Genomic DNA, 25,667 nt, shown 5'->3' on the forward strand with positions numbered 1-25,667 from the left:
TTTTTTTTATGCCCGAACGCGCCCGCCGGATCCTGAGGAATGCTCAGTCCGCGAGCCGTGGATCGGACTGTTCGTGAAAGGACTTGCCGTGAGAGCACAGCTCCACTCGTTTGCTGCCTGCGGTGATGAGCTGGTCAGTGCGAGCCACAGAGACACCTCCGCGACACAGTTCCGCTGTTCGAACCGGTTGTGCCGTACAGGCGGGAGTCATCAGCAGGTGGCCGGGTTCCACACATCACGAACGAGCCGTGGGACAGGTCCTCTTGCGTAGGGGATGGGTAGACTGATCCGTCGTGTGGACTGTTGTGCCGCACGGGAAACCTGATGTCGGTGTCGACCAGTTCGCCGCCGGCCCACCAGCCATCCGCGCCGGGGGAATCACGCTGTGAACACCCCGCCGACTTCCAGGAGAGCCATGCCGTCCTCGCTGCCGGTCGTCCCCGAGATCGATGAGCAGCTCGCATCGCGCGTCGCCGAGCAACTCGCGATCATCGAGAGTCGACTGCGGGAGTCCGTGGCCACCTCGGATGACATGGCCCGCTGGACCGCTCGGCATCTGATGGACGCCGGGGGCAAGCGGGTGCGTCCGATGCTCGTGCTGCTGGCCGCTTCTCTCGGGGAGATCGACCGGGAGAGCGTCCTGGACGCGGCTGTCCTCGTCGAACTCACCCATCTTGCGAGCCTCTATCACGATGACGTCATGGATTCCGCGCCCACTCGGCGCGGAGCTGACAGCGCCCACTCCCTCTGGGGCAACAACGTCGCGATCCTCACCGGTGACTTCCTCTTCGCGCGAGCCAGCGGGCTGAGCGCGAAGATCGGCGTCGACGCGGTGCGCGTCCATTCCGAGACTTTCGAGAGATTGTGCCTGGGGCAGCTGCACGAGACCGTCGGCCCCTCGGAGGATGACGATCCCTTCGAGCACTACATCTCGGTGCTCGCCGACAAGACGGCCTCGCTGCTCGCCCTTGCCGGCGAACTCGGCGCGCTGCTGTCCGGGGCCCCGTCCGGGACGGATGACGTGATGCGTCGTTACGGGGAGAAGGTCGGCGTCGCCTTCCAGCTGGCCGACGATGTGCTCGACCTCGGAAGCGATGCCGCGACGAGTGGGAAGACTCCTGGCATCGACCTTCGTGAGGGTGTGCCGACGATGCCGACCCTGCTCGTGCGTCGGCGCGCCGCGCAGACAGCGGACGCGCGGAGCCTGGAGATCGTCGCTCGGCTGGATGGTGACCTCTCCGAGGATGATGCGCTGGACGAACTGGTGACGATGCTCCGTGAGGATCCTGCGCTCCAGGAGACGCGCGAGCTTGCCGAGCGCACAGCCGATGAGGCCGTGGAGATTCTCGGCGAGCTTCCGTCAGGCCCCGTCCGTGACGCGCTGGTGGAGTTCACCCGGTCGCTGGTGCAGCGCCGTCGATGACAGGTGCGGGGGACCGTGCCATGGCGGAGTCGCTCTGTCACCAGCGCACTGTGGATGAGTAGGCCCCCCGGTCCGGGCTCGCACGTACTCTGAGGCGGCTTCGCGCGCAGCGGAGCCGGGACCGCGGTTCGGCCCTGGCTGAGGTCCGTGGGTTCTCCGTCAGCTGCGACGCACCCTTCGTCGCTTCTAGGGGATCCGACCATGTCCGTCACGTCAGCGCAGATGCTCCGGCGACGGCGCTCCACTGCCGTCTCCTCCGCAGTGCTGGCCGTGATCGCGCTGGTGATCACCGGGTTCGCCGTCAGATATCCCGGACAGTCGTCCTCGGAGGTCGTGGTCTCCAACGGTGGAGTCTGGGTGATGAACCACGAGGCCGGTCTCGCGGGGCGGATGAACGTCGATGCTGCGGAGCTCGATGCTCGGCTGACCGCGGTCGGAGCGGAGCTCGAGCTCCTCCAGGACGGGTACACCGTGCTCCTGACCAGCTCCCGGGAGATCACGCCCGTGAACACGGCGAGCATTGACCGTGATCAGCTCGTCGAACTCGCCCTCGGCTCCACCGTACGGATGGCCCATGACCGGGTCGCCATCGCGTCACAGGATGGCAGGGTCTGGATCCTGTCTGCGGGACAGCTGCCGGCATTCAGCCCGGTGGACGTGGAACCGGCCTATGCGACCGGGGGCAGCGCGGCCGAGATCGCCGTGGGCCGGGACGGGACGGTCTGGGTTCTCGACGGGACCACCCTGATGTCGTTCCCGGACACCGATGATCCTCGCGGTTCCTCAGCGGAGGAACCGATCGTGGTCGACGGCCTGTCCGCCGCGGCGGACCAGGTGCAGCTGAGCGCCGTGGGCGAGGAGCCGGTGATCCTCGACAAGGAGCACAGCGTCCTTCGGCTCGGGGTCTCGGCCACGGTGCACGACCTCAGCGCGGACGGAGCCGGCCCCCTGGACACCGCCCAGCTCCAACAGGCCGGGCCTGCGGCCGACGACGTGGCTCTCGCGACGGGATCGACCCTCCTCAGGGTGCCGCTGGACGGCGGGAGGGCTCGCACGACCGAGGCCGGAGCGCCAGGCACCCCGGTCCCGCCGGCCCAGGTCGGTGAGTGCGTGTATGGGGCGTGGACGCAGTCGAACCTCTACACGCGAGTCTGCGACGGCCTCGACCCCGTCGTCGGGCCGATTCCCGGGGCGGACTCCGCAGCGGATCTCACCCTTCGGGTCAACGGCGATCTGGTGGTCCTGAACGATCAGCAGGTCGGCCAGTCCTGGAGGATCACCGAGAACATGGAACCGGTGGACGACTGGGTCCTGACGCACCGCACCACCTCCCGGCAACCCACGAACGCAGGCCCTCGCCGTGACCATGACTCCTGAGCAGGCCCGTTGGTTCGCCGAGACCTTCGACAAGCTCGTCCAGAGCGTCGGTCAGGCGCTGCTCGGCAAGCACGAGGTGATCCGACTGGTGCTGACCGCGATGATGGCGCCCGGGCATGTGCTGCTCGAGGACGCCCCCGGCACGGGGAAGACGTCTTTGGCCAGGTCGATAGCCGCCACGGTGCGGGGCACCAGCAGCAGGATCCAGTTCACCCCGGACCTCCTGCCCTCCGACGTCACCGGTGTGACGATCTACGACCAGAGTTCGAAGTCCTTCGTGTTCCACCAGGGGCCGGTGTTCGCCGACGTCGTGCTCGCCGACGAGATCAACCGTGCCTCGCCGAAGACCCAGTCGGCACTGCTCGAGGTGATGGAGGAGGGCCGGGTCACCGTCGACGGCGTCACCCATGATGTCGGCAGCCCGTTCATCGTGATCGCGACCCAGAACCCGATCGAGCAGGCCGGGACCTATCGCCTGCCCGAGGCGCAGCTGGATCGCTTCCTCCTGAAGGCCTCGATCGGTTACCCGGACCATGCCTCGAGCGTGCAGATCCTGCAGGGTGCCGCCATCCGTGACCGCAGCAGCCAGCTCTCCCCGCGGATCTCTCTGCAGGCCGTCGACGATATGACTCAGCTCGCCTCCACGGTGCACGCGGACCCGGCGGTGCTGGAGTACGTCTCCCGACTCATGGAGGAGACGCGGATGGCACCGGAGGTCCGCGTCGGAGTCTCCATCCGGGGCGCGATCGCCCTGATGCGTGCGGTGAAGGTCTGGGCGGCGGTCAACGGTCGCCACTTCGTGGTCCCCGACGACGTCAAGCATCTCGTCGAGCCGGTCTGGCTCCATCGCTTCGTCCTGGACCCCGAGGCGGAGTTCGCCGGATCCACCGCGGCGTCGGTCATGGCGAAGATCCTCAGCGAGGTGGCACCGCCCCAGGCTCGACAGCACACGTCATGAGTTCGCGGAGCGCCCGCTGCTCGAACGCGGAAGAAGGCCGGGCGCACGATACTGCAGACAACGGAACGCTCGGCACCACAGACGGCCGGGAGCGCAGCACAGTCGGCCTGTGGAGTCGCCGCGTCGAGCTCGTGCTGGACCACGTGTCGCCGATCGGCCGGGCGGTCGTCGCCGCTGCCGTGGGCTGCTGGACGCTCGGGCTGCTGCTCCACGTCACCGAGCTGAACGTCATCGCCCTGACGCTGACGGTGATGCTCGTGCTCGCCGTGCTGTACGTGCTGGGCAGAGCCAACTATGTGGTCACCCTGGATCTGCAGGCGCATCGCGTCGAGGCCGGCGCCCGGGTCGTTGGCCGTATCAAGGTGGCCAACCCCTCCGGACGCCCGATCCTGCCCTCCCGGGTCGAGCTCACCGTCGGCCGGGCCACCGCCCAGCTCCTGGTGCCGCGACTCATCCCGGAGGGTACGCATGAGGAGCTGTTCGCGGTCCCGACCACACGACGTGCGGTGCTGGTCATCGGCCCCGTGCGCTCGATGCGCGATGATCCGCTCTCCCTCGTGCGCCGCCAGGTGACCTGGGCGACGAAACAGGACCTGTTCGTCCACCCGCGGACCGTGCGCCTCGACGGGGCGTCCAGCGGGTTCCTCCGCGACCTCGAGGATACGCCGTCGGCCGATCTCTCCAGCTCTGACATCGCCGTCCACACCCTGCGGGAGTACACCCCCGGCGACGACCGGCGCCACGTGCACTGGCGGACGACGGCACGCACCGGCACGCTCATGGTCCGCCAGTTCGAGGAGACCCGCCGCTCCCATGTCGTGGTGGCCCTGGACAACCTGTCCGCGCAGTACGAGAGCGCTGAGGAGTTCGAGCTGGCCGTGTCGGTCGCCGCTTCGATCGCCGTCCAGACTCGGCGCGAGGAGAAGGAGCTGACCGCCTTCACGGTCGATGATCGCCAGCGCACCCGCACCCATCGCCAGCTGATGGACGACTTCACGGTCGTCGATCAGCTCCGCGACCGCTTCCCGTTCCACGTGCTCGGGCGGAAGGCCGCGGATCTGGCGCCCGGGGCCTCGGCCGTCCTGATGGTCACCGGCCCCCGGACGACCGCGAGCGAGCTGAACACCGCCGCTGGTCAGCTCCCGGCCGGTGCCATGGCGGTGGCGATCCGCTGCGAGGAGGGCGCCGACGTGAGGCGCTCCGCCATCGGCAGGCTCGACGTGGTCACGGTGGACTCCCTCGATGCCCTGCCGCGGGCGCTCCGGGCGCTCCGGGAGGTGGGACGGTGACCACAGCGACGACAGGTCCCAGCCCCTGCTCCTCGAGCGTCCGGAACAGCCGCAGGGCCATCGACATCGCTCTGCTCGGGTGTCTGTTCTTCCTGGCCCTTGCCGGATTCCAGCCCGCCTACGGGGGCGTCGGCTATCTCCGCACCGGTGTCATGGCGACTGTTCTCGGCACAGTGGTCGCCCTGATCGGCGCACGCTTCCGCTGGGGCCCGCTGCGCATCACGGCGCTCCTGGTCCTCGTCTACGCCGTGTTCGGCTCGATGTTCGCGGCGCCCGTCAGGGCCCGGTGGGGCGTCCTGCCCTCCCGAGGATCGCTCCGGGAACTTCTCGCCGCCCCGGTCGCCACCTGGAAGTCCGCCCTCACGGTGACACCTCCGGTGGGCACCGCCGAAGGAGTGCTCGGCGTGGTCTGGATCAGCACCCTCCTGCTGACGGTGCTCGGGATGAGCGTGGTGCTGCGCAGCCGTCGCTATCCGATCGCCTGGCTCTTCCCGCTCGCTCTGCTGCTGCTGTCCATCGCCTTCGGCACCACGGAGTCCTTCCTCCCGGTGGTCCGGGGAGTGTGCTTCGCGGTGCTGTCCGTGGGGTGGCTGACCTGGCGCTTCGAGGGCGAGAGGCCGGGTGGAGCGCGATCCACGATCATCTCGGATCCGAGGCGACCCGGGGCCGGAGGGACCCCGGTGCTCCGGCAACGGATGATCGGCGGCGCACTGGTGATGCTGCTCGCGGGGGCCACCGCCGTCGGTGCGCACTCGCTGCTCGATCCGCCGGAGGGGTCCGGACGATTCGCGGTGCGCGATCGGATCACGCCGCCCTTCGATCCGCGGGAGTACGTCTCTCCCCTCACCGAGTTCCGGGGTTATCTGAAGGACCAGCGTGATGCCGAGCTGTTCTCCATCAGCGGAGTCGCGCCGGGGGAGCACGTGCGACTGGCCGCGATGGACCAGTACGACCTCCAGGTGTACAACGTCGCGGGAACCGTCGAGGAGGACAGCCCCTCCGGAGCGTTCCTGCGGATCGCGGACGGGGTGGATCTGCAGCGGCCGACCGACCAGCAGCGCACCTCCACCGTGCGGATCAAGGACTACACCGGGGTGTGGCTGCCGACCGTCGGCGAACGGACGGACCGCGTCGAACTCGAGGGCATGCGGTCCACGAGAGCCGGAGCCACGTCCGAGAACCTGTTCCTCCATGGCGGATCCCAGACCGCGGTGAACGCCGCCGGGGTCCGGGAGGGAGACATCTACGAGCTCCGGTACGAGCCGTACACGGCGCCGACCACCGAGCAGCAGAACGCCGCGACGTTCGCCGATGTCCCACTGCCCGAGAACGCGGATATCGACGCGATGACCGAGCTCGCCGAGCAGTGGGCCGGCGACTCGGCGTCGGACTACCAGAGATTCCAGAACCTCTCCCGCTCGATCACGGCAGACGCCACGTTCTCCCACGGCATCGATGTTGACGAAGCCACCTCCTTCTCCGGCCATGGCGCGAGCAGGCTCCTGGCGATGCTCGAGCCCGCCGGCTTCGACGAGGGCACCGCGGACGCGCAGCCCCTCGGCCGCATCGGCGACCAGGAGCAGTTCGCCGCCCTCACCGCGGTGATGGCGAGGTCGATCGGGATGCCCGCTCGGGTCGTGATGGGCTTCGAGGTCCCCGAGGTCCCCGAGGTCCCCGAGGTCCCCGCAGGGGCGGCGGGCGCCACGGGGACGGCGACGATCACCGGCGCGGACGTCACCGCATGGGTCGAGGTGAAGTTCGAGGACCTCGGCTGGGTGCGCTTCGCCCCCGCGCCCGACGAGGACCAGACCCCGACGGAATCGGCTCCCGAGACGGTCGACGAACCGCTGCCCCTGGTGGCACAGCCGCCCCCGTCTCCGGGCGCCATGAGCGGGGACTCCGAGGACGACGGGCTGCCGACGGCAGGGTCCGCACCCTGGACGGTGAACGTCGCCTCGACGGTGATCCCGGTGGCGCTCGCGCTCACCCTCGTGGTCGCGATCCTTGCGGCCAAGACGGTGCGGCGAGGCCGTCGTCGGACCCGGGGCACGGTGGCCGACCGCGTCGACGGCGGGTGGCAGGAGATCCTCGACCTGCTCACGGATCTCGGGTGCTCGCCGGATCCCATGCGGACTCGTGCGGAGACCGCGGCGCTCCTGGAGGGCGATCTCCCGGCGATGGGTGCCACGGCGCTCGCCCGGGACGCGGATCGGGCGGTCTTCGGGCCCGACGACCTGCCCGATTCCTGGGGCGAGGAGTACTGGTCGCAGGTCATGGCCTCGTGTCGCTGCCTGAACGGTTCGGTCCCGTGGCACAGGCGACTGCGGGCGGCGCTCTCCCTGAGATCGCTCCGTAGCCGGGCCTCGAGGAGCGATGACCTCTCCAGGTCGTCCGCCACCAAACCGCCTGTGACCAGGCAGTCCGCCACCAAACTGGCTGTGACAGGGCCGTCCACTCCCAGGACATCGACGACTGCAGCGCGGGAGGGCCGGCCCTCATGAGCCAGATGCGATACTGCAGCACCTGCGGATCCCTGCTGTCCGAGGACGCGGCTCTGTGCGGGGAGTGCGGTGCGCGTTATCGACCCTCGCCCTATGAGCGACGCGCCACCGACGCCCCCGGGTCCTGGACGCATGCGCCCCGCCCGCGGTCCCGTGACCGGGGCCCCGAGGGCCGGCCGACGGAGCCGGTCGAGCAGATCGAGCTGATCTCCCGGGACTTCGTGGACCCGCGGAAGCAGCGGACGACGGCACCGAGCCCTGCAGAACAGTACGATCTGATGATGGTCACTCAGCCACCGCCCACTCAGAACGGTCCCGGAGCTCCCGTCGGGCAGCCCAGCGGCCCCGACTCGCCGGGCCCTTCAGCGGACGCCGCGATCCCGGGCACGGGCACCTCAGCCGAGATGGAGCCGCCGTTGGACGGCTGCCGCCCCGCCTCGCCGGTCAAGCGGCTCGCGGCTGCCGTGATCGACGGGGTGATCGCGACGGTCCTGCTGATCCCGCTGATCGTCGCGATCGTGCTGCTGGCCATCCAGGACCCGATCACCCTGTTCACGCAGATCCTGTCCGGGTTCAGCGTCGCGCTCCTCGCCGCCTACACCCTTCTGGTGGTCTGGCTGACCGGCGCGAAGGGGTTCTCCTTCGGCAAGCTGATCATGGGCCTGCGCATCGCCCGGACCAGCAACGGCACGGGGATCGGCTTCCTCCGCGCCGCCGGACGGTGGGTGCTCTACGGCATCATCCCGTGGCTGATGGGGCTGTCGATCTTCCTCGACCCACGATCGCACCTGCGCGGCTTCCACGACCGCGCGGTGGATTCCGTGGTCCTCGACGTCAAGACCGGGCGGAACCCGTTCGGGAAGCGGGCCGATGACTACGAGCGCGCCGATGCGGACCACTATCTCGGCGATCCGTCCGTGGCAGTGGGCGCTCATCAGAATCTGCTCGCCGAGCCCGGAGCGGCGTGGACGGGCGGGTACCAGGGCACCGCTGCCGAGGCTCAGCCCGTCGGGGCCGGAGTGGACGGTCCCGCGGCGAGCGGCGCCCGCTCAGTTCCGTCCAGCGGTGCGAGCCCCGTTCCGTCCAGCGGTGCGAGCCCCGTTCCGTCCAGCGGTGCGAGCCCGTACGCGGTGAACGACTGGGCGCCTCCCCGCGAGGAGCCCGCCGGCCACCAGCAGTGGGGACCTCCCGCTCCTGCTGCTCCCCAGCCGGCCCAGCAGTGGGGATCGCCGGCGCCGCAGTCGTCGGCAGCGCCGTCCTGGGACGCTCCCGTCGAGGAGCCGACCGAGGCTCTTGACGAGCCGATCGCGGCCTCGTGGGGTGCGCCGGATGGCGGCATCGACGAGCACACCCGCCTGGTCCCGAGCGAGGAGCCCCACGAGGACCTCGAGCAGACGAGGGTCACCGCCGTTCCGCCGCCGGCCCGGAAGAAGCTCCGTCTGATCGCGGACGACGGCACGGAGCATCTCGTGGACACCGCGGCCGTGATCGGCCGCAACCCGGCGGCCGCGGACGGCGCCGGGCAGCTCGTGCTGAAGGACAGCACCAGGTCGGTCTCCAAGACGCACCTGCGCATCGACGATTCCGGAGAGGACATCACCGTCACCGACCTCGGCTCGACCAATGGATCGGCCATCCTGCACGAGGACGGCTCCCGGGAGGCCCTGGTCCCGGACGCCGTCACGATCCTGCCGCCCGGCGCTCAGCTCACGCTGGGCGACCGGACCCTGTCGGTGGAGCGAGAGCAGTGATCGACCGCTCCCTGTCGGACCCGGACGTCCACGGCACGGTCCGGGTCGTCTCGGCGGCTGCCACCCACGTGGGCCATGTCCGCGCCACCAATGAGGACAGCATCCTCAACGCCACCCCGATCTATCTGGTCGCCGACGGGATGGGCGGGCACAACGCCGGCGAGGTGGCCAGCGCGATCGCCGTGGAGGAGTTCGAGAAGCTCACTCTGCAGGAGAACGTGACCGTCGAGCAGCTGGGCGAGTCGCTCGGCTCCGCCGCCGAGCGGATCGCGGATCTCGGGGGCGAAGGCACTCAGGGTGCCGGGACCACGGTCGCCCTGGTCGCGACGATGGTGCTCGACGGAGTCGGGTACTGGGTGGTCATGAATCTCGGGGATTCCCGGGTCTACCGTCTCTCGGGAGATATCTTCGAGCAGGTCAGCGTGGATCACTCCGTGGTCCAGGAGCTGATGGACCGGGGTGACATCACCCCGGAGGAGGCTCGCGTCCATCCGTACCGGCACATGGTGACCCGGGCTCTCGGCGCCGGACCGGATTCCGATCCGGACTACTGGCTGATCCCCGTCGAGGTGGGGGACCGGATGCTGGTCTGTTCCGACGGACTGACGGGGGAGATCAGCGACGCCGCGATCGAGCGTGTGCTGCGCAGCTCCTCGGACCTGCGCACCCTCAGCGACGACCTCGTGCATCAGGCCCTCGACAGCGGCGGGCGGGACAACGTCAGCGTGGTCCTCGTCGAGGCCGTCGAGGTCGTGGGCCTCGCGCCGACGGTCGAGGACACCACCGCAACCGCTTCGTCCCCTGCTCCGGAGGACGAGGTGGACGAGGACACGCTCCCGAGAGCGGGCGCCGACGACACGGCCAGCGCATGATGACCCCGGCGAGGGGTGCCGCTCCTGGGGCTCCTGCAGCTCCCGGAGATCCTGCAGACCTGCTCGGGACCGGTCTCTGGACCCGTCAGGGGCCTGCCACTCTGGTGGCCAGGGAGACGGGATGGGTGGTGCTGGTGCCCGGCGCCCCCGCGGAGCTCGTCGAAGCGGCCTGGAGCCTGCTCGGTGAGGCGCCGCCCGCCGAGGGGTTCCTCGACGAGCTGATCGCCGCTGCCGGCCTGGACAGCGCCGACGCCGTCACCGCGATCCTGTTCGCGATCTTCGACGGCACCACGGCGACCCTCGGGGTGAAGGGCAGCACCCCGCTCGCGGTCTTCACCGCCGACGGCGCGCAGCGGATCGCCGGGACCGAGAAGGGTCCTCTCGTCGTGCAGGCGTTCCAGGACGTGCGCCGCATCGCCTTCGGTGACCTTCCGCCGGAGAAGTCCCTCGGTGCACCCCGCGTCGTGGCCGGCGTGGCCCGCGTGCGCGGATTCGTGCACGCCGTGGTGGACCCTGCTTCCCTGGACGAGGAGGCCCGCGCCGCGCTCGCCGGGCAGGTCGAGGCCGACGGCAGGTCGATCGAGGACCCCGAGGAGACACGTCGTCGCACCGAGCGGGCAGCTCCGGCTGCGGCGAACCCGACGAACGCAGCTCCGGCGACGGTGAATTCGACGAGCGCGGAAGAGCGCCCGGCGGCCACGGACGAGCGCCCGGCGGTGAGGCCCCGTCCGCCCGCCTTCGCCGATCGGGGACAAGATGCGCTGCACGCGCTGCACGCGCTGCACGCGGTGCCCGGGCACGGCAGCTTCTCGACCGCGTCGGTCACTGCGGCGACGGACTCCGATCAGCCCAATGTGTTCGACAGACTCCTCGTCAGCCCCTCGTCACCGGCCGCAGCCCCTGTACCGGAACCGGCACAGGATCCGCCAGGACAGGTTCCGCAGGGCCGATCGGGCCCGCGCCCGGACCCCGCTGAGCTGGATCAGGCTCCGCGACGTCCCCTGGTGCGCACCTCGCTGTTCGATCGTCCGCGTCATGTCCCCGGAGGACAGGCGGGGAGCACCGGTGACGCCGAGAACGGACGGGCGGCCGCGCCTGCTGCCCCCACGGCGTCGCCTCCGTCGACCGCCTCGACGACCACGGCATCGCACGCGGACGACGACGCCCGGGCAGCGGACACCCTGATCGTCCCGATCGACGACGGGGAGGGGACCCAGGCGGCCGAGGGCACGGCGCCGCGATATCGATCCCGATCCCGCAGCAGCTCGCTGTCCCGCAGCGACCGGCCGGCACCGGATCCTGGCCAGGCGTCCGCCGCCATCGGGACGTACGACGACCTGTTCGGCGAGACTCTGCACCGCCGGGTCGAGGATGCGGCGGTGCGCCGGCCCGAGCAGGTGACGGCCCGCCAGACCGAGGGCGACGCGATCGTGACGCCGTCCGCGCCGGCGCGGCCCGACGCATCCACCACACCGGCCTCCGCGTCGGAGACGCCGTCCGGCGACTCCGCGGCAGCCCGGCCGGCTCTCCGCTCGCAGGGCGTCGACTCCGTCACTGCAGGTCCTGACACCGTCCCCGTCAGCGGCGAACCGGGTTCGACGCCTACTGGCTCGGGCACGGCGACGAGCCCCGGCGGTGATCTCATCGACTGGGTGCCCGGTGTCGGGCGCGCAGCGCCGGAGATCTCCCAGGCCGCCGCCCGACGCCCGTCGGCGCCGCAGCAACCGGCCCGTTCAGGGCAGCCCAGCACTGTGCAGCCTCGAACGGTGCAGCCCCCAACAGAGCAGCCTCGAACGGTGCAGCCCCGAACGGTGCCGTCCGGGACCGGGTCCACGCCGACCCGGCCGGTGGCCCGCCCCGCGGGCACGGCCACGACGCCTTCTGCCTGCTCGGACTCGTCCGCGCACGGGCACAGCACTACGGGCGCCATGAGCGCGACCGCCGTTCTGCTGTCTGGCCTGGTCTGTCCTCACGGTCATGCCAACTCGCTCGAGCGCATGACATGCGGTCCTTGCGGCGCGCCGCTGACCGGCACCCCGCGCACGGTTGCACGCCCGCCGCTGGGCGTCATCGAGCTGTCGACGGGAGCGCGGATCGTGCTGGACCGCTCGGCGATCCTGGGGCGTCGGCCGCGCGCCTCCCGGGTGAGCGCGCACGACGTTCCCCAGCTGATCGCCGTTCCCAGCCCGCAGCAGGACATCTCCCGGTCCCACCTCGAGCTGCGCCTCGAGGGCTGGCACGTGGTCGCCTTCGACCTCGGCACGACGAACGGCACCACGCTGCTCCGGGAGAACACGGAACCGGTGCGTCTGCGCCCGCGCGAGGGGGTCGTGCTCCGCGAGGGGGACACCATCGATCTCGGCGACGGGGTCCGGCTCCGGCTGCGGGAGCGCCGGTGAGCTCCCGCCCGCCGTCGCCGCCTCCGCAGCTGCCGGGCTATGAGCACGAGCAGCTTCTGGGCTCCGGCGGGTTCGCCGATGTCTTCCTCTACCAGCAGTTCCGTCCGCGTCGCCAGGTCGCGATCAAGGTCCTGCTCGCGACCGCGCTCGAAGAGTCCGTGCGGCGTCAGTTCGACGTCGAGGCGAACGTCATGGCCCAGCTGTCCACGCACCCCTCGATCGTCACGATCCATCAGGCGGAGGTCTCCGGCGACCATCGGCCCTACCTCGTCATGGAGTACTGCCCCCGCCCGAACTACGGGATCCGTTTCCGCCGGGAGCGCATCACCGTCGCCGAGGCGCTGCGCGTGGGCGTCCAGATCGCCGGTGCCGTGGAGACCGCGCATCGCGCAGGGATCCTCCACCGCGACATCAAGCCCGCGAACATCCTGGTCACCGACTACAACCGGCCCGCCCTGACAGATTTCGGGATCTCGATCGCCGCCGGGCAGGCACATGAGGTCGACGACTCCCAGGGCCTGTCGATCCCGTGGTCGCCCCCGGAGTTCTTCGCGGATCCGCCGCGCGCCGATGTGCGCAGCGACGTGTTCTCCCTCGCCGCGACGGTGTATTCGCTGCTCGCCGGACGGACCCCGTTCGAGGTGCCGGGGCGGCGCAGCACGGCCGCCGATCTCGTCCACCGGATCGAGTCGGAGCCGCTGCGGCCCCTGAACAGGCCGGATGTGCCGCCTGCGCTGAACCGGGTGCTGTCGATCGCGATGGCGAAGGATCCGGCGAGCCGCTATGACACCGCGCTCGCCCTGGGGCGTGGTCTGCAGCAGGTCGAGCAGGCGCTGTCGCTGCCCGTCACCCAGATGGACGTCCTCGACGAACGGGGCCCCGATCCCGCGCACGATGACGACGAGCTGGAGATGCATACGCGGATCCGGAAGGTCGCGACCGTCGATCCCGACGCAGGATCCTCCACGGCGGGCCGGCGCCGACCGCCGGACCGATACGCCGGGATCGCTCCAGCGCTCGTACCGCACGCCGCCCCGCGTCCGGTGTCGAGGGGCCCCGCCACACAGCCCTCCCAGGGCGCGACGGTGCTGCGCCCGGCTGGGGCCCCGGCACCGGCGGATGACAGCTCAGCGCCCCCGCCCGGTGCCGCCGGGTCGGGGGAGGGCGAGGACGAGCGACCCAGGGCGATGTGGCCCTACGTCGCGCTCGCCACGGTGGTCGTCATCGCGCTCGGCGTGGGCACGACCCTGGGGGTGCGATACTTCCTCGTCGAGGAGGAGCCCGAGCTCGAGACCACGGATCTCAACGTCGTCCAGACCCCTGTCGAGCCGCCGGGTGAACCCACGGGAGTGTCCGTCGAGATCACGGTGCCCGAGGCCCCTGGAGGGGTACGAGGCCGTGCGCAGATCTCCTGGGAGTATCCGACGGGGTACTCGGAGGGGGACTTCTTCGAGGTGCGATGGAAGGACATGCCCGAGGAGTACCAGGAGTACGGCACCTCGACGCCCGTCATGGGGCGGAATTCGACCGTCCGCTTCGTCCCGCCGGGCTTGACCGGACGATGTGTGGAGGTGCGGACCGTCACGACCAGCGGTGTTGCGAGCATGTGGGTACAGGACTGCCTCGATGGCGACTGACCGGTACGGTTCAGGGACGGCGAGAGACCGGACGCGTCGATCCGACGGCGCGACCGAGCACAGCAGGAACGACAGAGGGGAAGCCTGACGATGGCGTCGACGATTTCGGTCGAGTTCTGCGGGGAGTGGTACCGCGTCGAAGAGGGCGAGGAGCTGACGATCGGCCGGGAGGCCGATCTCGACGTCGACGACGACAACCCCTTCCTGCACCGACGGTTCCTCACGATCGTGCAGGTCGAGTCGATGTGGTGGCTGGTGAACGTCGGGTCCCGGCTGTCGGCCACTATCACCGACGGCACGGGCTCGATGCAGGCCTGGCTCGCGCCGGGAGCCCGGATCCCGCTCGTCTTCGACGAGACGAAGGTCGTGTTCACCGCGGGCCCCACCACGTACGACCTCTCCGTCCACGCCGACTCCCCGGAGTTCGCCCGTATCGCCGGGCAGGACGACCCGGCGGGGGAGACGACCATGGGGTCGGTGCAGCTGACCGCGAGCCAGAAGCTCCTGATCCTCGCCCTGTCCGAACCGATGCTTGCGCGCGAGGGTTCCGGCATGAGCTCGGTGCCGACGTCGGCGCAGGCCGCCGAGCGGCTCGGCTGGCAGATGACGAAGTTCAACCGCAAGCTGGACAACGTGTGCGACAAGCTCGACCGGCTCGGGGTGCGTGGGCTGCGGGGTGGCCCGGGGAAGCTCGCCAGCAACCGTCGCGCGCGGCTGGTCGAGCACGCCGTGCTCTCCCGTCTCGTGGTCCGGGAAGATCTCTCGCTTCTGGACCAGGTGGACGAGGTCGACGAGGACTGACCACGACCGTCGGGTCGGGGCGGACCGGACCGGGTCGGATCGGCTCCTCGAGAACCGGACCACGGGCTACGACGGCGTTCGCCAGGGGGAGGATGACCGATGCGTATCAAGCTCACGCTGCGCAGACCCGAGGACCGGATGACAGACCTCGAGGTCACTGCTGATGCCACCGCGACGGTGGCCGATGTGGCCGACGCGCTGTACCTCGCGGACCCGTTGCGCTATGTCTCCGAGCCCCCAGAGCTGTTGACCCTCCAGGTGCAGGACCCGGGCGCCGGGACAGGGGCGGATGGTGTGCGGAGCCTGGATCGGGAGATCGATCTGATCCAGGCCGGGCTGCGCTCCGGCAGCGTCGTCTCGATCGCACGGTCCTCGACCACCTATCGGACCCGTTCCGAATCACGCGGTGCCGCTGTGGCTCTGATGCGGATCCTCTCGGGGCCGGAAGCCGGCCGCGAGCATCCGCTGCCCAGCGGGTCGAGCATCGTCGGCCGCGAAGGTGATCTCGACATCCGCATCGCCGACCCGATGCTCTCGACGCGCCATGCTCGGATCAACGTCGGCGCGTCCATCGAGATTGTCGACCTGCAGTCGGCCAACGGGGTCGTCCTCGGCGGGGAGCAGGTGCACCGAGCGGTGATCGGTCCGGCGGACACCGTCCTGATCGGTCAGACCACGTTCTCCGTGACCGCCCTGCACCGGCTCGGAGGGACCGCCCCCAGTTCCCCGGTGGTCGAGTTCAACCGGTCCCCGCGCGTCGTGCCCCGGTTCCCGTACCGTCCCCTCAAGGCACCGACCCCGCCCAAGGAGCCGACGCCGCCGTTCTTCCCCGTGTTCATGATGTTCGCCCCGCTGCTCCTGGGCGGGCTCATGTTCGCCATGACGCACAGCCCGTACTCGCTCATGTTCGTGGCCATGATGCCGATGATGGCGACCGCCGGATACCTCAACCGGAAGCTCCAGGGCACGAAGCAGCTCGAGCGGCAGATCGCGAACTTCGAGGACGCCCTGGCATCCCTCAAACGCCGGGTGAGCGCCGCCCAGGAGCTGGAACGCGCCGTGCGCCTCGTCGAAGCCCCCTCGGCGGCGGACACCGTCGACGCCGCCTTCCGTCTTGGGCGGCTGCTGTGGACCCACCGTCCCGAGCACAGCGCCTTCGCGACGCTGCGCCTCGGACTGGGGATCGCGGAGTCCCGGGTCGGGATCGAGATGCCGGGGGAGAACGACGCGATCCCGCAGTACTACGACATGCTCGACGACATGCACGAGGAGTACCGGCTGATCGCCGGGGTGCCGATCGTCGTGCAGCTCCGCCACGCCGGGAACATCGGCATCGCCGGCGGCGGAGAAGAGGCCGACGGCGTCGCCCGCGGCATCGTCACCCAGCTCTTCGCCCTGCACTCCCCGGCCGAGATGGCGATCGCCGCGATCACGTCGCGGTCCAGCCGCGACAGGTGGGAATGGCTGAAGTGGCTCCCGCACACCTCGAGCCCGCACTCCCCGCTGCCCGGTGACCACCTCGCCGATACGCCGGGACGCGGAACAGCGCTGCTGGCGCGGATCGAGGAGCTCATCGAACAGCGCACGAGCGGTGCGGCTCCGGCGCTGCGCACCCCGGCGACCGTCGACATCACGGAATCGCCCGAGACCCCTCCGGAGCCGATCACCCCGATCCTGGTGGTGATCATCGAGGACGATGCCCCGGTGGACCGAGCCCGACTGGTGCGCATCGCCGAGCGCGGCCCCGACGCCGGCGTGCACGTGATCTGGAGCGCCTCGAACATCGCGGCCCTCCCGGCCGCCTGCCGCACCTACGTCTCGGACGAGGAGGCGGCGGACGGGGCGAACGCCGGCCATGTGCGGGTGGGGGAGCGGTTCTCTCCGGTGGCGGTCGAGACCGTGTCCGTGGAGGTGGCCGCCGGGGTGGCGCGCCATCTCTCCCCGGTCGTCGACGCCGGGGTCCCGATCGACGACGACTCCGATCTTCCCCGGGCGATCTCCTACCTCGCGCTCGGCGGCATGGAGCTCGCGGAGGAGCCCCACATCATCATCGAACGGTGGAAGGAGAACGGCTCGCTGACCACCCGTGACGGCTCCGCGCCCCAGCGCCGCACGCAGGATGCGGATCTGCGCGGACTGATCGGACACAACGGGCAGGAGGCATTCCACCTGGACCTGCGCTCAGATGGTCCCCATGCCCTGGTGGGCGGCACCACCGGCGCCGGCAAGTCCGAGTTCCTCCAGGCCTGGGTGATGGGCATGGCCACCGCCCACAGCCCTGACCGGGTGACGTTCCTGTTCGTGGACTACAAGGGCGGTGCGGCGTTCGCCGATGCCATCGAGCTGCCCCATGCGGTCGGCCTGGTCACCGACCTCTCCCAGCACCTGGTGCGCCGAGCGCTCACCTCTCTGCGCGCTGAGCTCCACCACCGCGAGCATCTGCTGAACCGTAAGAAGGCCAAGGATCTGGTGTCCCTGGAACGCACCGGCGACCCCGAGACCCCGCCGAGCCTGATCATCATCGTGGACGAGTTCGCGGCCCTGGCCCAGGAGATCCCGGAATTCGTGGACGGCGTCGTGGACATCGCCGCCCGGGGTCGTTCACTGGGCCTGCACCTGATCCTCGCGACGCAGCGCCCCGCCGGAGTCATCAAGGACAACCTGCGCGCGAACACCAACCTCCGCATCGCTCTGCGGATGGCGGACGAGGCCGATTCCCAGGACATCCTCGGGGACCCGATGGCGGCGCACTTCGACCCGGGAATCCCGGGCCGAGCGGCGGCGAAGACCGGCCCCGGCCGGGTCGCGACCTTCCAGACCGGCTATGCGGGCGGCTGGACGACGGACGAGCCCGACCATGCGCGCATCGACATCGTCGAGAAGGACTTCGGCACCGGCGAGCAGTGGGACATCCCGACCCCGCCCACCACGGAGATCGCGGACCCCGGGCCCCACGACATCTCGCGAGTGGTCGCCACCGTCCGGGCCGCCTCGACGCAGGCTGGTGTGCCGGCTCCGCGCAAGCCGTGGCTCTCCGAGCTCGCCGACGCCTACGACCTGTCCCGCTTGCCGTCCCGGCGGACCGACGAGGAGCTGCTCCTTGGCGTCCTGGACAAGCCCGAGGACCAGGCGCAGCCGACGGTGGCGTACTACCCGGACAGGGACGGCAACATGGCCATCTACGGGACTGGCGGGTCCGGCAAGTCCACGACGCTGCGCACCATCGCGATCTCCGCCGCCTCGACCGTGCGCGGCGGACCCGTCCACGTCTACGGCCTCGACTTCGGCGCCTCCGGACTGACGATGCTCGAGGAGCTCCCGCACGTGGGATCCATCGTCCCCGGGGATGACGAGGAGCGCGTGATCAGGCTGCTGCGCACCGTGCGCGAGCTCATCGACCGCCGTGCCAAGGAGTTCGCCCGGATCAGGGCGGGATCGGTGACCCAGTACCGGGAGCTCGCCGACGAGCCCGGTACCCCGCGCATCCTGCTCCTGGTGGACGGGATGGCGGCATTCCGCGAGGCGTACGACTACTCGAACCTGTCGAAGTGGTTCACCGCCTTCGTGCAGATCGCCACCGACGGACGCCAGGTGGGCGTGCACGTCGTCGTCACCGGGGACCGTCCCACCGCGATCCCGACCTCGCTCGGCTCCTCGATCCAGCGTCGACTCATCCACCGCATGTCCAGCCCCGATGACTACGCAGGCTTCGGCGAGGCCAGGGACGTCCTGGACGGCAGCTCGCCGGCCGGCCGAGGGATCCTGGATGGGCATGAGGTCCAGGTCGCCGTCCACGGCGGCGACTCCAACGTCGCCATCCAGTCGCGGGAGGTGGCCAAGCTGGCGGAGGCCATGCGTCGGGCCGGAGTCCCTGAGGCACCCTCCATCGGACGGCTGCCCGAGCGGGTGGAGCTGTCGGACCTGCGACCGGTGGTCGCGGGACGGCCGGTGCTCGGGCTGGCCGACGAGACGCTCTCGGAGATCGCCCTCGAGCCCCGGGGATCCTTCATGGTCTCCGGCCCGACGGGTTCCGGCCGCACCACCGCGATGCTGACGATCGCCAGGGGGCTCCAGGCGCTGGAGGACCCGATGCGCCTGGTGCGTTTCTCCGCCCGCCGCACACCGCTGACCGGGCTGCCGATCTGGGACGTGGAGGGCTCGGACCCGGACACGGTCCGGGAGCTCGCGGCGCAGCTGCACCGGACCGTCGAATCCGGCGCCGTGGGGGAGGGACGGCTCGCGCTGTTCGTGGACGGCGTCGCCGATTTCACCGGGACCGGTCTCGAGGCGGACCTCGACAAGCTCGTCCGTGCCTGTATCCGGGAGGGCCAGTTCGTCGTCGGCGAGAACGAGTCGGCATCGTGGTCGCAGGCGTACGTGCTGGCTCAGCCTTTCAAGGCCGGGCGGCGAGGACTGCTGCTCCAGCCGGGGGAGATGGACGGCGAATCCCTGCTCGGCACAGGACTGGGGAGGATCCGTCGGGCGGACCTCCCCGCTGGGCGAGGATTCCTGATCCACGGCGGTCGAGCGATGAAGCTGCAGGTCGCGCAGGTGACTGGCTGAGCTGTCCGCTCGGGGGCGACGCACGGCGGACGGAGTTATCCCCAAGGGGACACGTCCCCATCGTCCAGTCGGCCACGTCGCTCTAGAGTGTGCCTCTCGACCATCGACGGGCCGGCGCCCGGCGCGAGCGCGAGTCACCAGGAAGGGGACACCACATCGTGAATGCCACGAAGGGTATGAACGTCGAAGAGGTCCGCCGGATGTCCGGCCAGCTGCGCGAAGCGGCCGAGGAGATCGGCCAGATCGAACAGGAGCTCACCACCGGCCTCGAGGGCGTGGACTGGACCGGACCGGACGCCGATCGCTTCCGGGGCCAGTGGGCGAGCGACATGGTCCCGGCGCTGCAGCGGATCATGAACTCGGTCCACGAGCTGGGCGATACTGCCGATCGCAACGCCGCCGAGCAGGACGGGGCCTCCTCGACCTGATCGCTCTCGACAGTCCCGACCTCGTGCCGGAGCGCCCCTCCGGGCAGTCGTTCTGCTCGAGATCCTGCATCGGGCTTGCTGGTATGTTTGGCGCCGTTGCCGACGGGAAGAATGGAGTTGTGAATGCCCAGGAGCATTTCGTACCCGAGCGCAGATTTCCCTGGTCCGCCACGGATCACGGTCGAGGTCCCCGACGGCTGGGAGACGCTGACGGTGCCCGGAGTCCAGCTCGCCGTGGCCCAGCCGAGGGTGGACGGCCAATTCCGCGCGAACGTCGTCGTCACGGTGCAGCGGTTCGGTCCTGAGTTCACCCTGGAAGAGGCCAGAACCGGCCTCGAGCAGCGCAAGGCCGCGCTCCCTGGGCTCGAGGAGATCGGCACGGGCGAGGTCGAGGTCGACGGCATCACCTGGATCGCCAGCGAGTACGGGTACACCCAGGAGGATCGGCCGACGGTGGTGCAGGCGGCCCGCTACGCGGTCGTCGACCGTGGTGGGGTGGCCAAGGACGTGGTGGAGCTCGTGGGCAGCTGCGGCGCCGAGCTGGCCGACGACGAGATCGAGATCGTGCGCTCCATCCAGGGCTCGGTGGTCCTCGATCTGAGCTGAGGAGCCTCCGGCTCCGGACTCCCTGCACAACCCCGGTACTGCTGACGCGGTACCGGGGTTCTCTACGTCTGGGAGCTGGGAGCTGGGAGCTGGGAGCTGGGAGCTGGGAGCTGGGAGCTGGGAGCTGGGAGCTGGGAGCTGGGAGCTGGGGTCGTACCCGAGCGCGGGGAGCGACGTTGTCCACAATGGGCGGGATGGGTGGATAGTGCTCCTGGCCTGGGAAATCGGGGCGTTCTCGCGATGTGGAGGACGGTGGGTGCATGCCCCCATGGTCTCGACCCGAGCACCCGGCCTAGGGTTGCGCCATCACCTGGAGAGCCGGGGTTGAGCAGGCGGTCGCCGACCGTGGGTCAGCACGGAGCGCCGCTCGGGTGGGGACCTTGGTAACGACCACATGGAGGACACCATGAAGAAGGGCATGACCCCGGAGTCCGTCGAGCAGATGGGCAGCCAGATCACCGAAGCCGGTGATCAGATTCAGCAGATCTACACCCAGATCCAGGCACGCGTCGCGGAGCTCGACTGGACGGGCGAGGACCGCGACCGGTACGTGGCCGAGTTCGATGGCGACCTCGGTACGCAGGTTCAGCAAGCGGTCACGAAGACCGTCGACCTGGCAGAGCGCGCCGTGCGCAATGCAGTTGCCCAACGGCAGGCCTCCGCCTGATCCCTCAGGGAATCCCTGATTTCTTCGGTGCAGTTTCCAGACGTTCCAGCAAGGGGTAGATGATGACTTTCAAGGGCATGAATCCGGACGAAGGGCGCGATGTGGCGACCGCCGTGAACGAGGCGGGTCGCCAGATCCTCGATCAGGTCGACGCGGTGACCGCGACGGTGACCTCGGTCGACTGGATCGGTCCCGACTACGAGTCCTTCCGGGAGGATTGGAACGGGTTCGTCTCCGGTGCGGTGAACGCACTGGTCGAGGGGTTCCAGCGCCGTTCGGAAGGCCTGACCACGCATGCGGATCAGCAGGACACCACGTCGGACATGCAGTGACACACTGACCGCGGCTCCTTGAGGTTCGCGCACGGCGCCTCCGGAGGGGCCGTGCCTCCGGAAGTCCGCGTCTCCGGATGGTTGCGCAGCCAGGAGCTCACGCGGGCAGACAGGCAGACAGGCGACCAGTCAGGCAGAAGGTCCCGTCCCCACCAGGGGGACGGGACCTTCTGTCTTGCTCGGCGCCGAGTCGTCAGAGCCCGAGTGGAATCACCGGTAGTTCACGAACTGGAGCGCGACATCGAGATCCTTGCCCTTGAGGAGCGTGATCACGTCCTGGAGGTCGTCGCGGCTCTTGGAGGACACTCGCAGCTCGTCGCCCTCGATCCTCGCCTTGACTCCCTTGGGCCCTTCATCGCGGATCAGCTTGGAGATCTTCTTGGCATCCTCGGTGCTGATGCCTTCCTTGAGGCTGGCGGCCAGGCGGATCTCCTTGCCGGACTGCTTGGGCTCGCCGACGTCGAGGGACTTCAGCGAAAGGTTGCGGCGGATCAGCTTGGACTGCAGGACGTCGAGGATGGCGAGCACCCGCTCCTCCGCATTGGCCGTCATCACGATCTCGTCGCCGCTGAGGGTGATCGACGCACCGGTGTTGCGGAAGTCGTAGCGCTGCCCCACCTCCTTGATGGCCTGGTTGACGGCGTTGTCGACCTCCTGGCGGTCGAGCTTGCTGACGATGTCGAACGATGAATCTGCCACGGTGCGTCCTTCCCTCCTGCGGCCGCCCTGTGGCGGCCCTGTGGTGTCTGTCCGGCCGGAAGTGGTCCGGGGGCCTCCTGACGAGCCTGCCTGGTGGAGAGGTCAGGCCTGGTCAGGAGCCCTTGTGACCTTCTTCATGCGCCGCAGACGGCCTCTGGGTTAGCGCCGTCGGCGGAGCGCCGGTATGCTGTTTGACGTCCGCTTCCGGCGGCCACCCGATCTGATCGGGCAGGCATCGGAGGTGAACGTCTGGCAGGTTACCCGAGTGGCCAAAGGGAGCTGACTGTAAATCAGCTGGCATCGCCTTCGTGGGTTCGAATCCCTCACCTGCCACCGCGGAAGATCCACGTGATCGGATGCAGCGGAAGATCCTTGTGATCCGAAGCACGGGGACCGACCTCGAATTGCCTCGCGGCAAGGACGAGGGTAAGGTTCACCGGGTTGCCCTGATAGCTCAGTCGGCAGAGCGTCTCCATGGTAAGGAGAAGGTCAAGGGTTCGATTCCCTTTCAGGGCTCTGATGGATGCGGCGGCCCGGTCTCATTCGAGATCGGGCCGTTTCATCGGTCATGCCGGGGTAGCTCAGACGGTTAGAGCGCACGACTCATAATCGTGAGGTCGCGGGTTCGATCCCCGCCCTCGGTACCACGCCGGCTACCGCCGGAGTGCACGATCCACATCCCCCGAGTACGGGGACCCACGAGGCGCGCCGTCGGGCGCGCCACCCGGACGAAAGAGGCGAACCGTGGCGAGCAAGAGCTCTGACGTGCGTCCCAAGATCACCATGGCATGTGTTGATTGCAAGGCGCGCAACTACATCACCAAGAAGAACCGTCGCAACACCCCCGATCGGCTCGAGCTCTCGAAGTTCTGCCCGACCTGCGGCAAGCAGACGGCGCACCGCGAGACCCGCTGACCAGGTCGAGCACACTTTCACCAAAGGCCACACGGGCATGTCCCGGGTGGCCTTTCGTGCATCCAGAACCGGTGAGCCGAGCATCAGCGGCCGGCCCCTCCGAGAGCCGTGCTGCGGCGGTCGGACGTTCCTGAGATCATCGGTCGAACAGCAACCGTCGGCCCCACTGGCCGTGTCCCCTCGGGAGATGACATGACGACCACCCCAGACCCTGCCTTCGCGGGTCGCACGTACCCGGCTGGACCCACCCACACCGTCTCGGCCGCGAAGATCTCCGAGTTCGCCCGGGCGACCGGGGCGAGCTCGCCCCTGCACACCGATCCGGAGGCCGCGCGTGCGGCTGGTCACGCCGACGTGGTCGCCCCGCCCACCTTCCTGGTCTCGCTCGCCCAGGCCACGGAGGCCCAGTACATCGAGGACCCTGCATCGGGCATCGACTTCACCCGGGTCGTCCATGGTGAGGAGTCCTTCACCCTGCATCGGCCGGTCGTCGCCGGCGATTCGCTGGTCCCCACGCTCACCGTCGAGTCCGTGCGCGCCGCCGGCGGCCACTCGATGATCGCGACCCGCGTGGACCTCGTCGACGACTCCGGCGCCGAGGTCGCCGCTGTGCGCAGCATGATCGTCGTCCGCGGAGACTGAGCCCGCGGAGACTGAATCGTCCCGCATCCTCGATGTCCCAGGCGCTATGACCCGGGCGCAACGATCCGACAGCAACGATCCGACAGCGACCATTCGGCATCGAGGACAGACCAGACCCGCCTCCAGCGGCCGCTTCGTCCCGGCCCGCGCAGAGATCCCAGGAGCAGACATGACCGCAGCACCCGCCACCCCGTTCGACCTCCCCGACCTGAGTGTCGGCCAGGAGATCGCCCGCACGCAGCATGAGATCACCCGTGACACGCTCGTGCGCTATGCCGGAGCCTCGGGAGACTTCAACCCGATCCACTACAACGATGCCGTCGCCACCGACGCCGGGCTGCCCGGCGTGATCGCCCACGGCATGCTGACGATGGGCGTCGCGGTTACCGGGCTGCTGGATGCCCTGGGCGACCCCACCGTCGTCCAGGCCTACACGGTGCGCTTCACCAACCCGGTCCCGGTGCCGGCCACCGGATCGGTGACCCTCGAGGTCGTCGCCGTGGTCGGAGCGATCGACGAGGGCGCCGGGACCGCGCGGGTGGACATCGCCGCAGAGGTCGACGGCACCAAGGTGCTCGGTCGCGCCCGCGCCACGGTCGCGCTGCCGGCCTCGGCCGCCACGACTGATCAGGGCGCCACGGCATGAGGCTCTCCGACCTCACCACGCTGCACATCGGCGGCGAGATCTCGAACCTGGTCGAGGCCACCACGGCGGACGAGGTCATCGAGGCGGTCCGCACCGCGGACGCGGCCGGCGAGCCGCTGCTGGTCCTCGGTGGCGGCTCGAACCTGGTCGCGTCGGACGAGCCCTTCCCCGGGACCGTCGTGCTGCTGCGAGATCCGCAGGAGCCGCCCCTGCTCGACGCGACCTGCGAGGTCGGCGCCTCCGGTGAGCCGGACGGCATCCCCGTCGATCCGGCGGAGCTGACGCCGCTGGACCCCACCTGCGGGGGAGCGATCGTCGAGTACTTCGCGGGCGTCAACTGGGATCGGGCGGTGCGCTATGCGATCGCCCGGGAGATGGTGGGCATCGAAGCACTCTCCGGGATCCCCGGGACCGTGGGCGCCACTCCGATCCAGAACGTCGGCGCCTACGGGCAGGAGGTCGCCTCGACGATCTCCCGCGTGCGCACCTGGGACCGTGAGCAGAACGCGGTGCGCACCTTCTTCGCCGCGGACTGCGACTTCGCGTATCGCGACAGCGTCTTCAAGCGCACCCGGTATGACGGGCCCGTGCCGTCGCCGACCGGGCGCTACGTGGTGCTCTCCGTCACCTTCCAGCACACCATCGGCAGCCTCTCCGCCCCGATCCGCTACGGGCAGCTCGCCGAGACCCTCGGTGTCCAGGCGGGGGAGCGGGCACCGATGCAGGAGGTGCGGGAGGCCGTGCTCGCCGTGCGTGCGTCGAAGGGCATGGTGCTTGATCCCACTGACCACGACACCTGGAGCGCCGGCTCGTTCTTCACGAATCCGATCCTCGAGGCGTCCCGTGCGGCGGAGCTTCCCGAGGGTGCTCCGCAGTTCGACGCCGGGGACGGCAGGGTCAAGACCAGCGCGGCCTGGTTGATCAGCCACGCCGGCGTGGAGCGCGGCCACTCCGTGGGTGAGCACGCGGCGGTCTCGTCCAAGCACTCCCTGGCCCTGACGAACCGCGGCGGCGCCACGAGCGACGACCTGGTGGACCTCGCGCGCGACGTGCAGGGACGGGTCCAGGAGGCCTTCGGCATCCAACTGGTCCCGGAACCTGTCCGCCTCGGCATCGATCTCTGAGCGCGGCCTAGGATGGAGTCACGGCGCCCGTCGCCGC

Annotated in this window: 20 protein-coding genes and 3 tRNA genes; 22 read left to right on the plus strand and 1 reads right to left on the minus strand. The window is 69.8% G+C overall.

Annotated elements, in window-relative coordinates; genetic code table 11:
* Positions 1-415 precede the first annotated feature (415 nt).
* The 15 genes from ACT3UL_RS08455 to ACT3UL_RS08525 all read left to right on the plus strand — a co-directional run bounded on the left by ACT3UL_RS08455 (position 416) and on the right by ACT3UL_RS08525 (position 21,604).
* Entirely contained in the window at positions 416-1,423 is a 1,008-nt protein-coding gene (locus ACT3UL_RS08455) for a polyprenyl synthetase family protein (RefSeq protein WP_444577811.1), read from the plus strand.
* Positions 1,424-1,624: 201 nt separating this feature from the next.
* On the plus strand, positions 1,625-2,800 hold the full coding sequence (locus tag ACT3UL_RS08460) for a hypothetical protein (RefSeq protein ID WP_444577812.1): 1,176 nt from the start codon (positions 1,625-1,627) through the stop codon (positions 2,798-2,800).
* The gene (locus tag ACT3UL_RS08465) at positions 2,784-3,758 is read left to right on the plus strand and encodes an AAA family ATPase (protein WP_444577813.1); all 975 of its coding nucleotides are present in this window, start codon (positions 2,784-2,786) and stop codon (positions 3,756-3,758) included. Before ACT3UL_RS08460 ends, ACT3UL_RS08465 begins: the two co-directional genes overlap by 17 nt.
* On the plus strand, positions 3,755-5,047 hold the full coding sequence (locus tag ACT3UL_RS08470) for a DUF58 domain-containing protein (RefSeq protein ID WP_444577814.1): 1,293 nt from the start codon (positions 3,755-3,757) through the stop codon (positions 5,045-5,047). Before ACT3UL_RS08465 ends, ACT3UL_RS08470 begins: the two co-directional genes overlap by 4 nt.
* Complete coding sequence (locus ACT3UL_RS08475; protein WP_444577815.1) at positions 5,044-7,548, plus strand: transglutaminase domain-containing protein; 2,505 nt, start codon at positions 5,044-5,046, stop codon at positions 7,546-7,548. Before ACT3UL_RS08470 ends, ACT3UL_RS08475 begins: the two co-directional genes overlap by 4 nt.
* Positions 7,545-9,299 carry an RDD family protein gene (locus tag ACT3UL_RS08480; RefSeq protein WP_444577816.1) on the plus strand — a complete coding sequence of 585 codons (1,755 nt, stop codon included), beginning with the start codon at positions 7,545-7,547 and terminating at the stop codon, positions 9,297-9,299. Before ACT3UL_RS08475 ends, ACT3UL_RS08480 begins: the two co-directional genes overlap by 4 nt.
* A complete protein-coding gene (locus ACT3UL_RS08485; protein ID WP_444577817.1) occupies positions 9,296-10,171 on the plus strand; it encodes a PP2C family protein-serine/threonine phosphatase in 876 nt (291 codons plus the stop codon). Before ACT3UL_RS08480 ends, ACT3UL_RS08485 begins: the two co-directional genes overlap by 4 nt.
* 104 nt (positions 10,172-10,275) lie before the next feature.
* The gene (locus tag ACT3UL_RS08490; protein WP_444577818.1) at positions 10,276-12,570 is read left to right on the plus strand and encodes an FHA domain-containing protein; all 2,295 of its coding nucleotides are present in this window, start codon (positions 10,276-10,278) and stop codon (positions 12,568-12,570) included.
* The gene (locus ACT3UL_RS08495) at positions 12,567-14,207 is read left to right on the plus strand and encodes a protein kinase domain-containing protein (RefSeq protein WP_444577819.1); all 1,641 of its coding nucleotides are present in this window, start codon (positions 12,567-12,569) and stop codon (positions 14,205-14,207) included. The genes ACT3UL_RS08490 and ACT3UL_RS08495 overlap by 4 nt, the downstream gene beginning before the upstream one ends.
* 90 nt (positions 14,208-14,297) lie before the next feature.
* A complete protein-coding gene (locus ACT3UL_RS08500) occupies positions 14,298-15,008 on the plus strand; it encodes a hypothetical protein (RefSeq protein WP_444577820.1) in 711 nt (236 codons plus the stop codon).
* Between the two features lie 99 nt (positions 15,009-15,107).
* Positions 15,108-19,571: an FtsK/SpoIIIE domain-containing protein gene (locus tag ACT3UL_RS08505; protein WP_444577821.1), complete on the plus strand. Its 4,464-nt coding sequence runs from the start codon at positions 15,108-15,110 to the stop codon at positions 19,569-19,571.
* Positions 19,572-19,729: 158 nt separating this feature from the next.
* Positions 19,730-19,999, plus strand: a complete 270-nt coding sequence (locus tag ACT3UL_RS08510; RefSeq protein ID WP_444577822.1) for a hypothetical protein — start codon at positions 19,730-19,732, stop codon at positions 19,997-19,999.
* Positions 20,000-20,122: 123 nt separating this feature from the next.
* Entirely contained in the window at positions 20,123-20,605 is a 483-nt protein-coding gene (locus tag ACT3UL_RS08515; RefSeq protein WP_444577823.1) for a hypothetical protein, read from the plus strand.
* A 406-nt stretch (positions 20,606-21,011) separates the two neighbouring features.
* Positions 21,012-21,272, plus strand: coding sequence for a hypothetical protein (locus tag ACT3UL_RS08520; protein ID WP_444577824.1), 261 nt, complete (start codon positions 21,012-21,014; stop codon positions 21,270-21,272).
* 59 nt (positions 21,273-21,331) lie between these two features.
* A complete protein-coding gene (locus tag ACT3UL_RS08525; RefSeq protein WP_444577825.1) occupies positions 21,332-21,604 on the plus strand; it encodes a hypothetical protein in 273 nt (90 codons plus the stop codon).
* A 210-nt stretch (positions 21,605-21,814) separates the two neighbouring features.
* On the opposite strand, the gene ACT3UL_RS08530 is transcribed toward ACT3UL_RS08525, so the two are convergent.
* Positions 21,815-22,303 carry a YajQ family cyclic di-GMP-binding protein gene (locus ACT3UL_RS08530; protein ID WP_444577826.1) on the minus strand — a complete coding sequence of 163 codons (489 nt, stop codon included), beginning with the start codon at positions 22,301-22,303 and terminating at the stop codon, positions 21,815-21,817.
* A 251-nt stretch (positions 22,304-22,554) separates the two neighbouring features.
* On the opposite strand from ACT3UL_RS08530, the gene ACT3UL_RS08535 reads away from it, so the two are divergent.
* From ACT3UL_RS08535 to ACT3UL_RS08565, 7 genes are all read left to right on the plus strand, one after another.
* Positions 22,555-22,636, plus strand: a tRNA-Tyr gene (locus tag ACT3UL_RS08535).
* 110 nt (positions 22,637-22,746) lie between these two features.
* Positions 22,747-22,819, plus strand: a tRNA-Thr gene (locus ACT3UL_RS08540).
* A 54-nt stretch (positions 22,820-22,873) separates the two neighbouring features.
* Positions 22,874-22,950 (plus strand) — tRNA-Met (locus ACT3UL_RS08545).
* A 97-nt stretch (positions 22,951-23,047) separates the two neighbouring features.
* Positions 23,048-23,218 (plus strand): 50S ribosomal protein L33, encoded by a 171-nt coding sequence (gene rpmG / locus ACT3UL_RS08550; RefSeq protein ID WP_029360274.1) that lies wholly within the window; start codon positions 23,048-23,050, stop codon positions 23,216-23,218.
* A gap of 192 nt (positions 23,219-23,410) precedes the next feature.
* Positions 23,411-23,860, plus strand: coding sequence for an FAS1-like dehydratase domain-containing protein (locus tag ACT3UL_RS08555; protein WP_444577827.1), 450 nt, complete (start codon positions 23,411-23,413; stop codon positions 23,858-23,860).
* A gap of 169 nt (positions 23,861-24,029) precedes the next feature.
* A complete protein-coding gene (locus ACT3UL_RS08560; protein WP_444577828.1) occupies positions 24,030-24,506 on the plus strand; it encodes a MaoC/PaaZ C-terminal domain-containing protein in 477 nt (158 codons plus the stop codon).
* Positions 24,503-25,630, plus strand: coding sequence for a UDP-N-acetylmuramate dehydrogenase (locus ACT3UL_RS08565; protein ID WP_444577829.1), 1,128 nt, complete (start codon positions 24,503-24,505; stop codon positions 25,628-25,630). The genes ACT3UL_RS08560 and ACT3UL_RS08565 overlap by 4 nt, the downstream gene beginning before the upstream one ends.
* Positions 25,631-25,667: the final 37 nt, after the last annotated feature.

The organism is Brachybacterium sp. 107, from assembly GCF_052379725.1.
Classification (GTDB): Bacteria; Actinomycetota; Actinomycetes; order Actinomycetales; family Dermabacteraceae; genus Brachybacterium.

Excerpts from the sequence above, each read along its gene's own strand:
- ACT3UL_RS08520 (WP_444577824.1), top strand. The coding sequence starts at position 21,012 with ATGAAGAAGGGCATGACCCCGGAGTCCGTCGAGCAGATGGGCAGCCAG.
- ACT3UL_RS08525 (WP_444577825.1), top strand. The coding sequence starts at position 21,332 with ATGATGACTTTCAAGGGCATGAATCCGGACGAAGGGCGCGATGTGGCG.
- ACT3UL_RS08555 (WP_444577827.1), top strand. The coding sequence starts at position 23,411 with ATGACGACCACCCCAGACCCTGCCTTCGCGGGTCGCACGTACCCGGCT.
- ACT3UL_RS08460 (WP_444577812.1), top strand. The coding sequence starts at position 1,625 with ATGTCCGTCACGTCAGCGCAGATGCTCCGGCGACGGCGCTCCACTGCC.
- ACT3UL_RS08470 (WP_444577814.1), top strand. The coding sequence starts at position 3,755 with ATGAGTTCGCGGAGCGCCCGCTGCTCGAACGCGGAAGAAGGCCGGGCG.
- ACT3UL_RS08515 (WP_444577823.1), top strand. The coding sequence starts at position 20,123 with ATGCCCAGGAGCATTTCGTACCCGAGCGCAGATTTCCCTGGTCCGCCA.
- ACT3UL_RS08500 (WP_444577820.1), top strand. The coding sequence starts at position 14,298 with ATGGCGTCGACGATTTCGGTCGAGTTCTGCGGGGAGTGGTACCGCGTC.
- ACT3UL_RS08455 (WP_444577811.1), top strand. The coding sequence starts at position 416 with ATGCCGTCCTCGCTGCCGGTCGTCCCCGAGATCGATGAGCAGCTCGCA.
- ACT3UL_RS08565 (WP_444577829.1), top strand. The coding sequence starts at position 24,503 with ATGAGGCTCTCCGACCTCACCACGCTGCACATCGGCGGCGAGATCTCG.
- ACT3UL_RS08480 (WP_444577816.1), top strand. The coding sequence starts at position 7,545 with ATGAGCCAGATGCGATACTGCAGCACCTGCGGATCCCTGCTGTCCGAG.
- ACT3UL_RS08560 (WP_444577828.1), top strand. The coding sequence starts at position 24,030 with ATGACCGCAGCACCCGCCACCCCGTTCGACCTCCCCGACCTGAGTGTC.
- ACT3UL_RS08505 (WP_444577821.1), top strand. The coding sequence starts at position 15,108 with ATGCGTATCAAGCTCACGCTGCGCAGACCCGAGGACCGGATGACAGAC.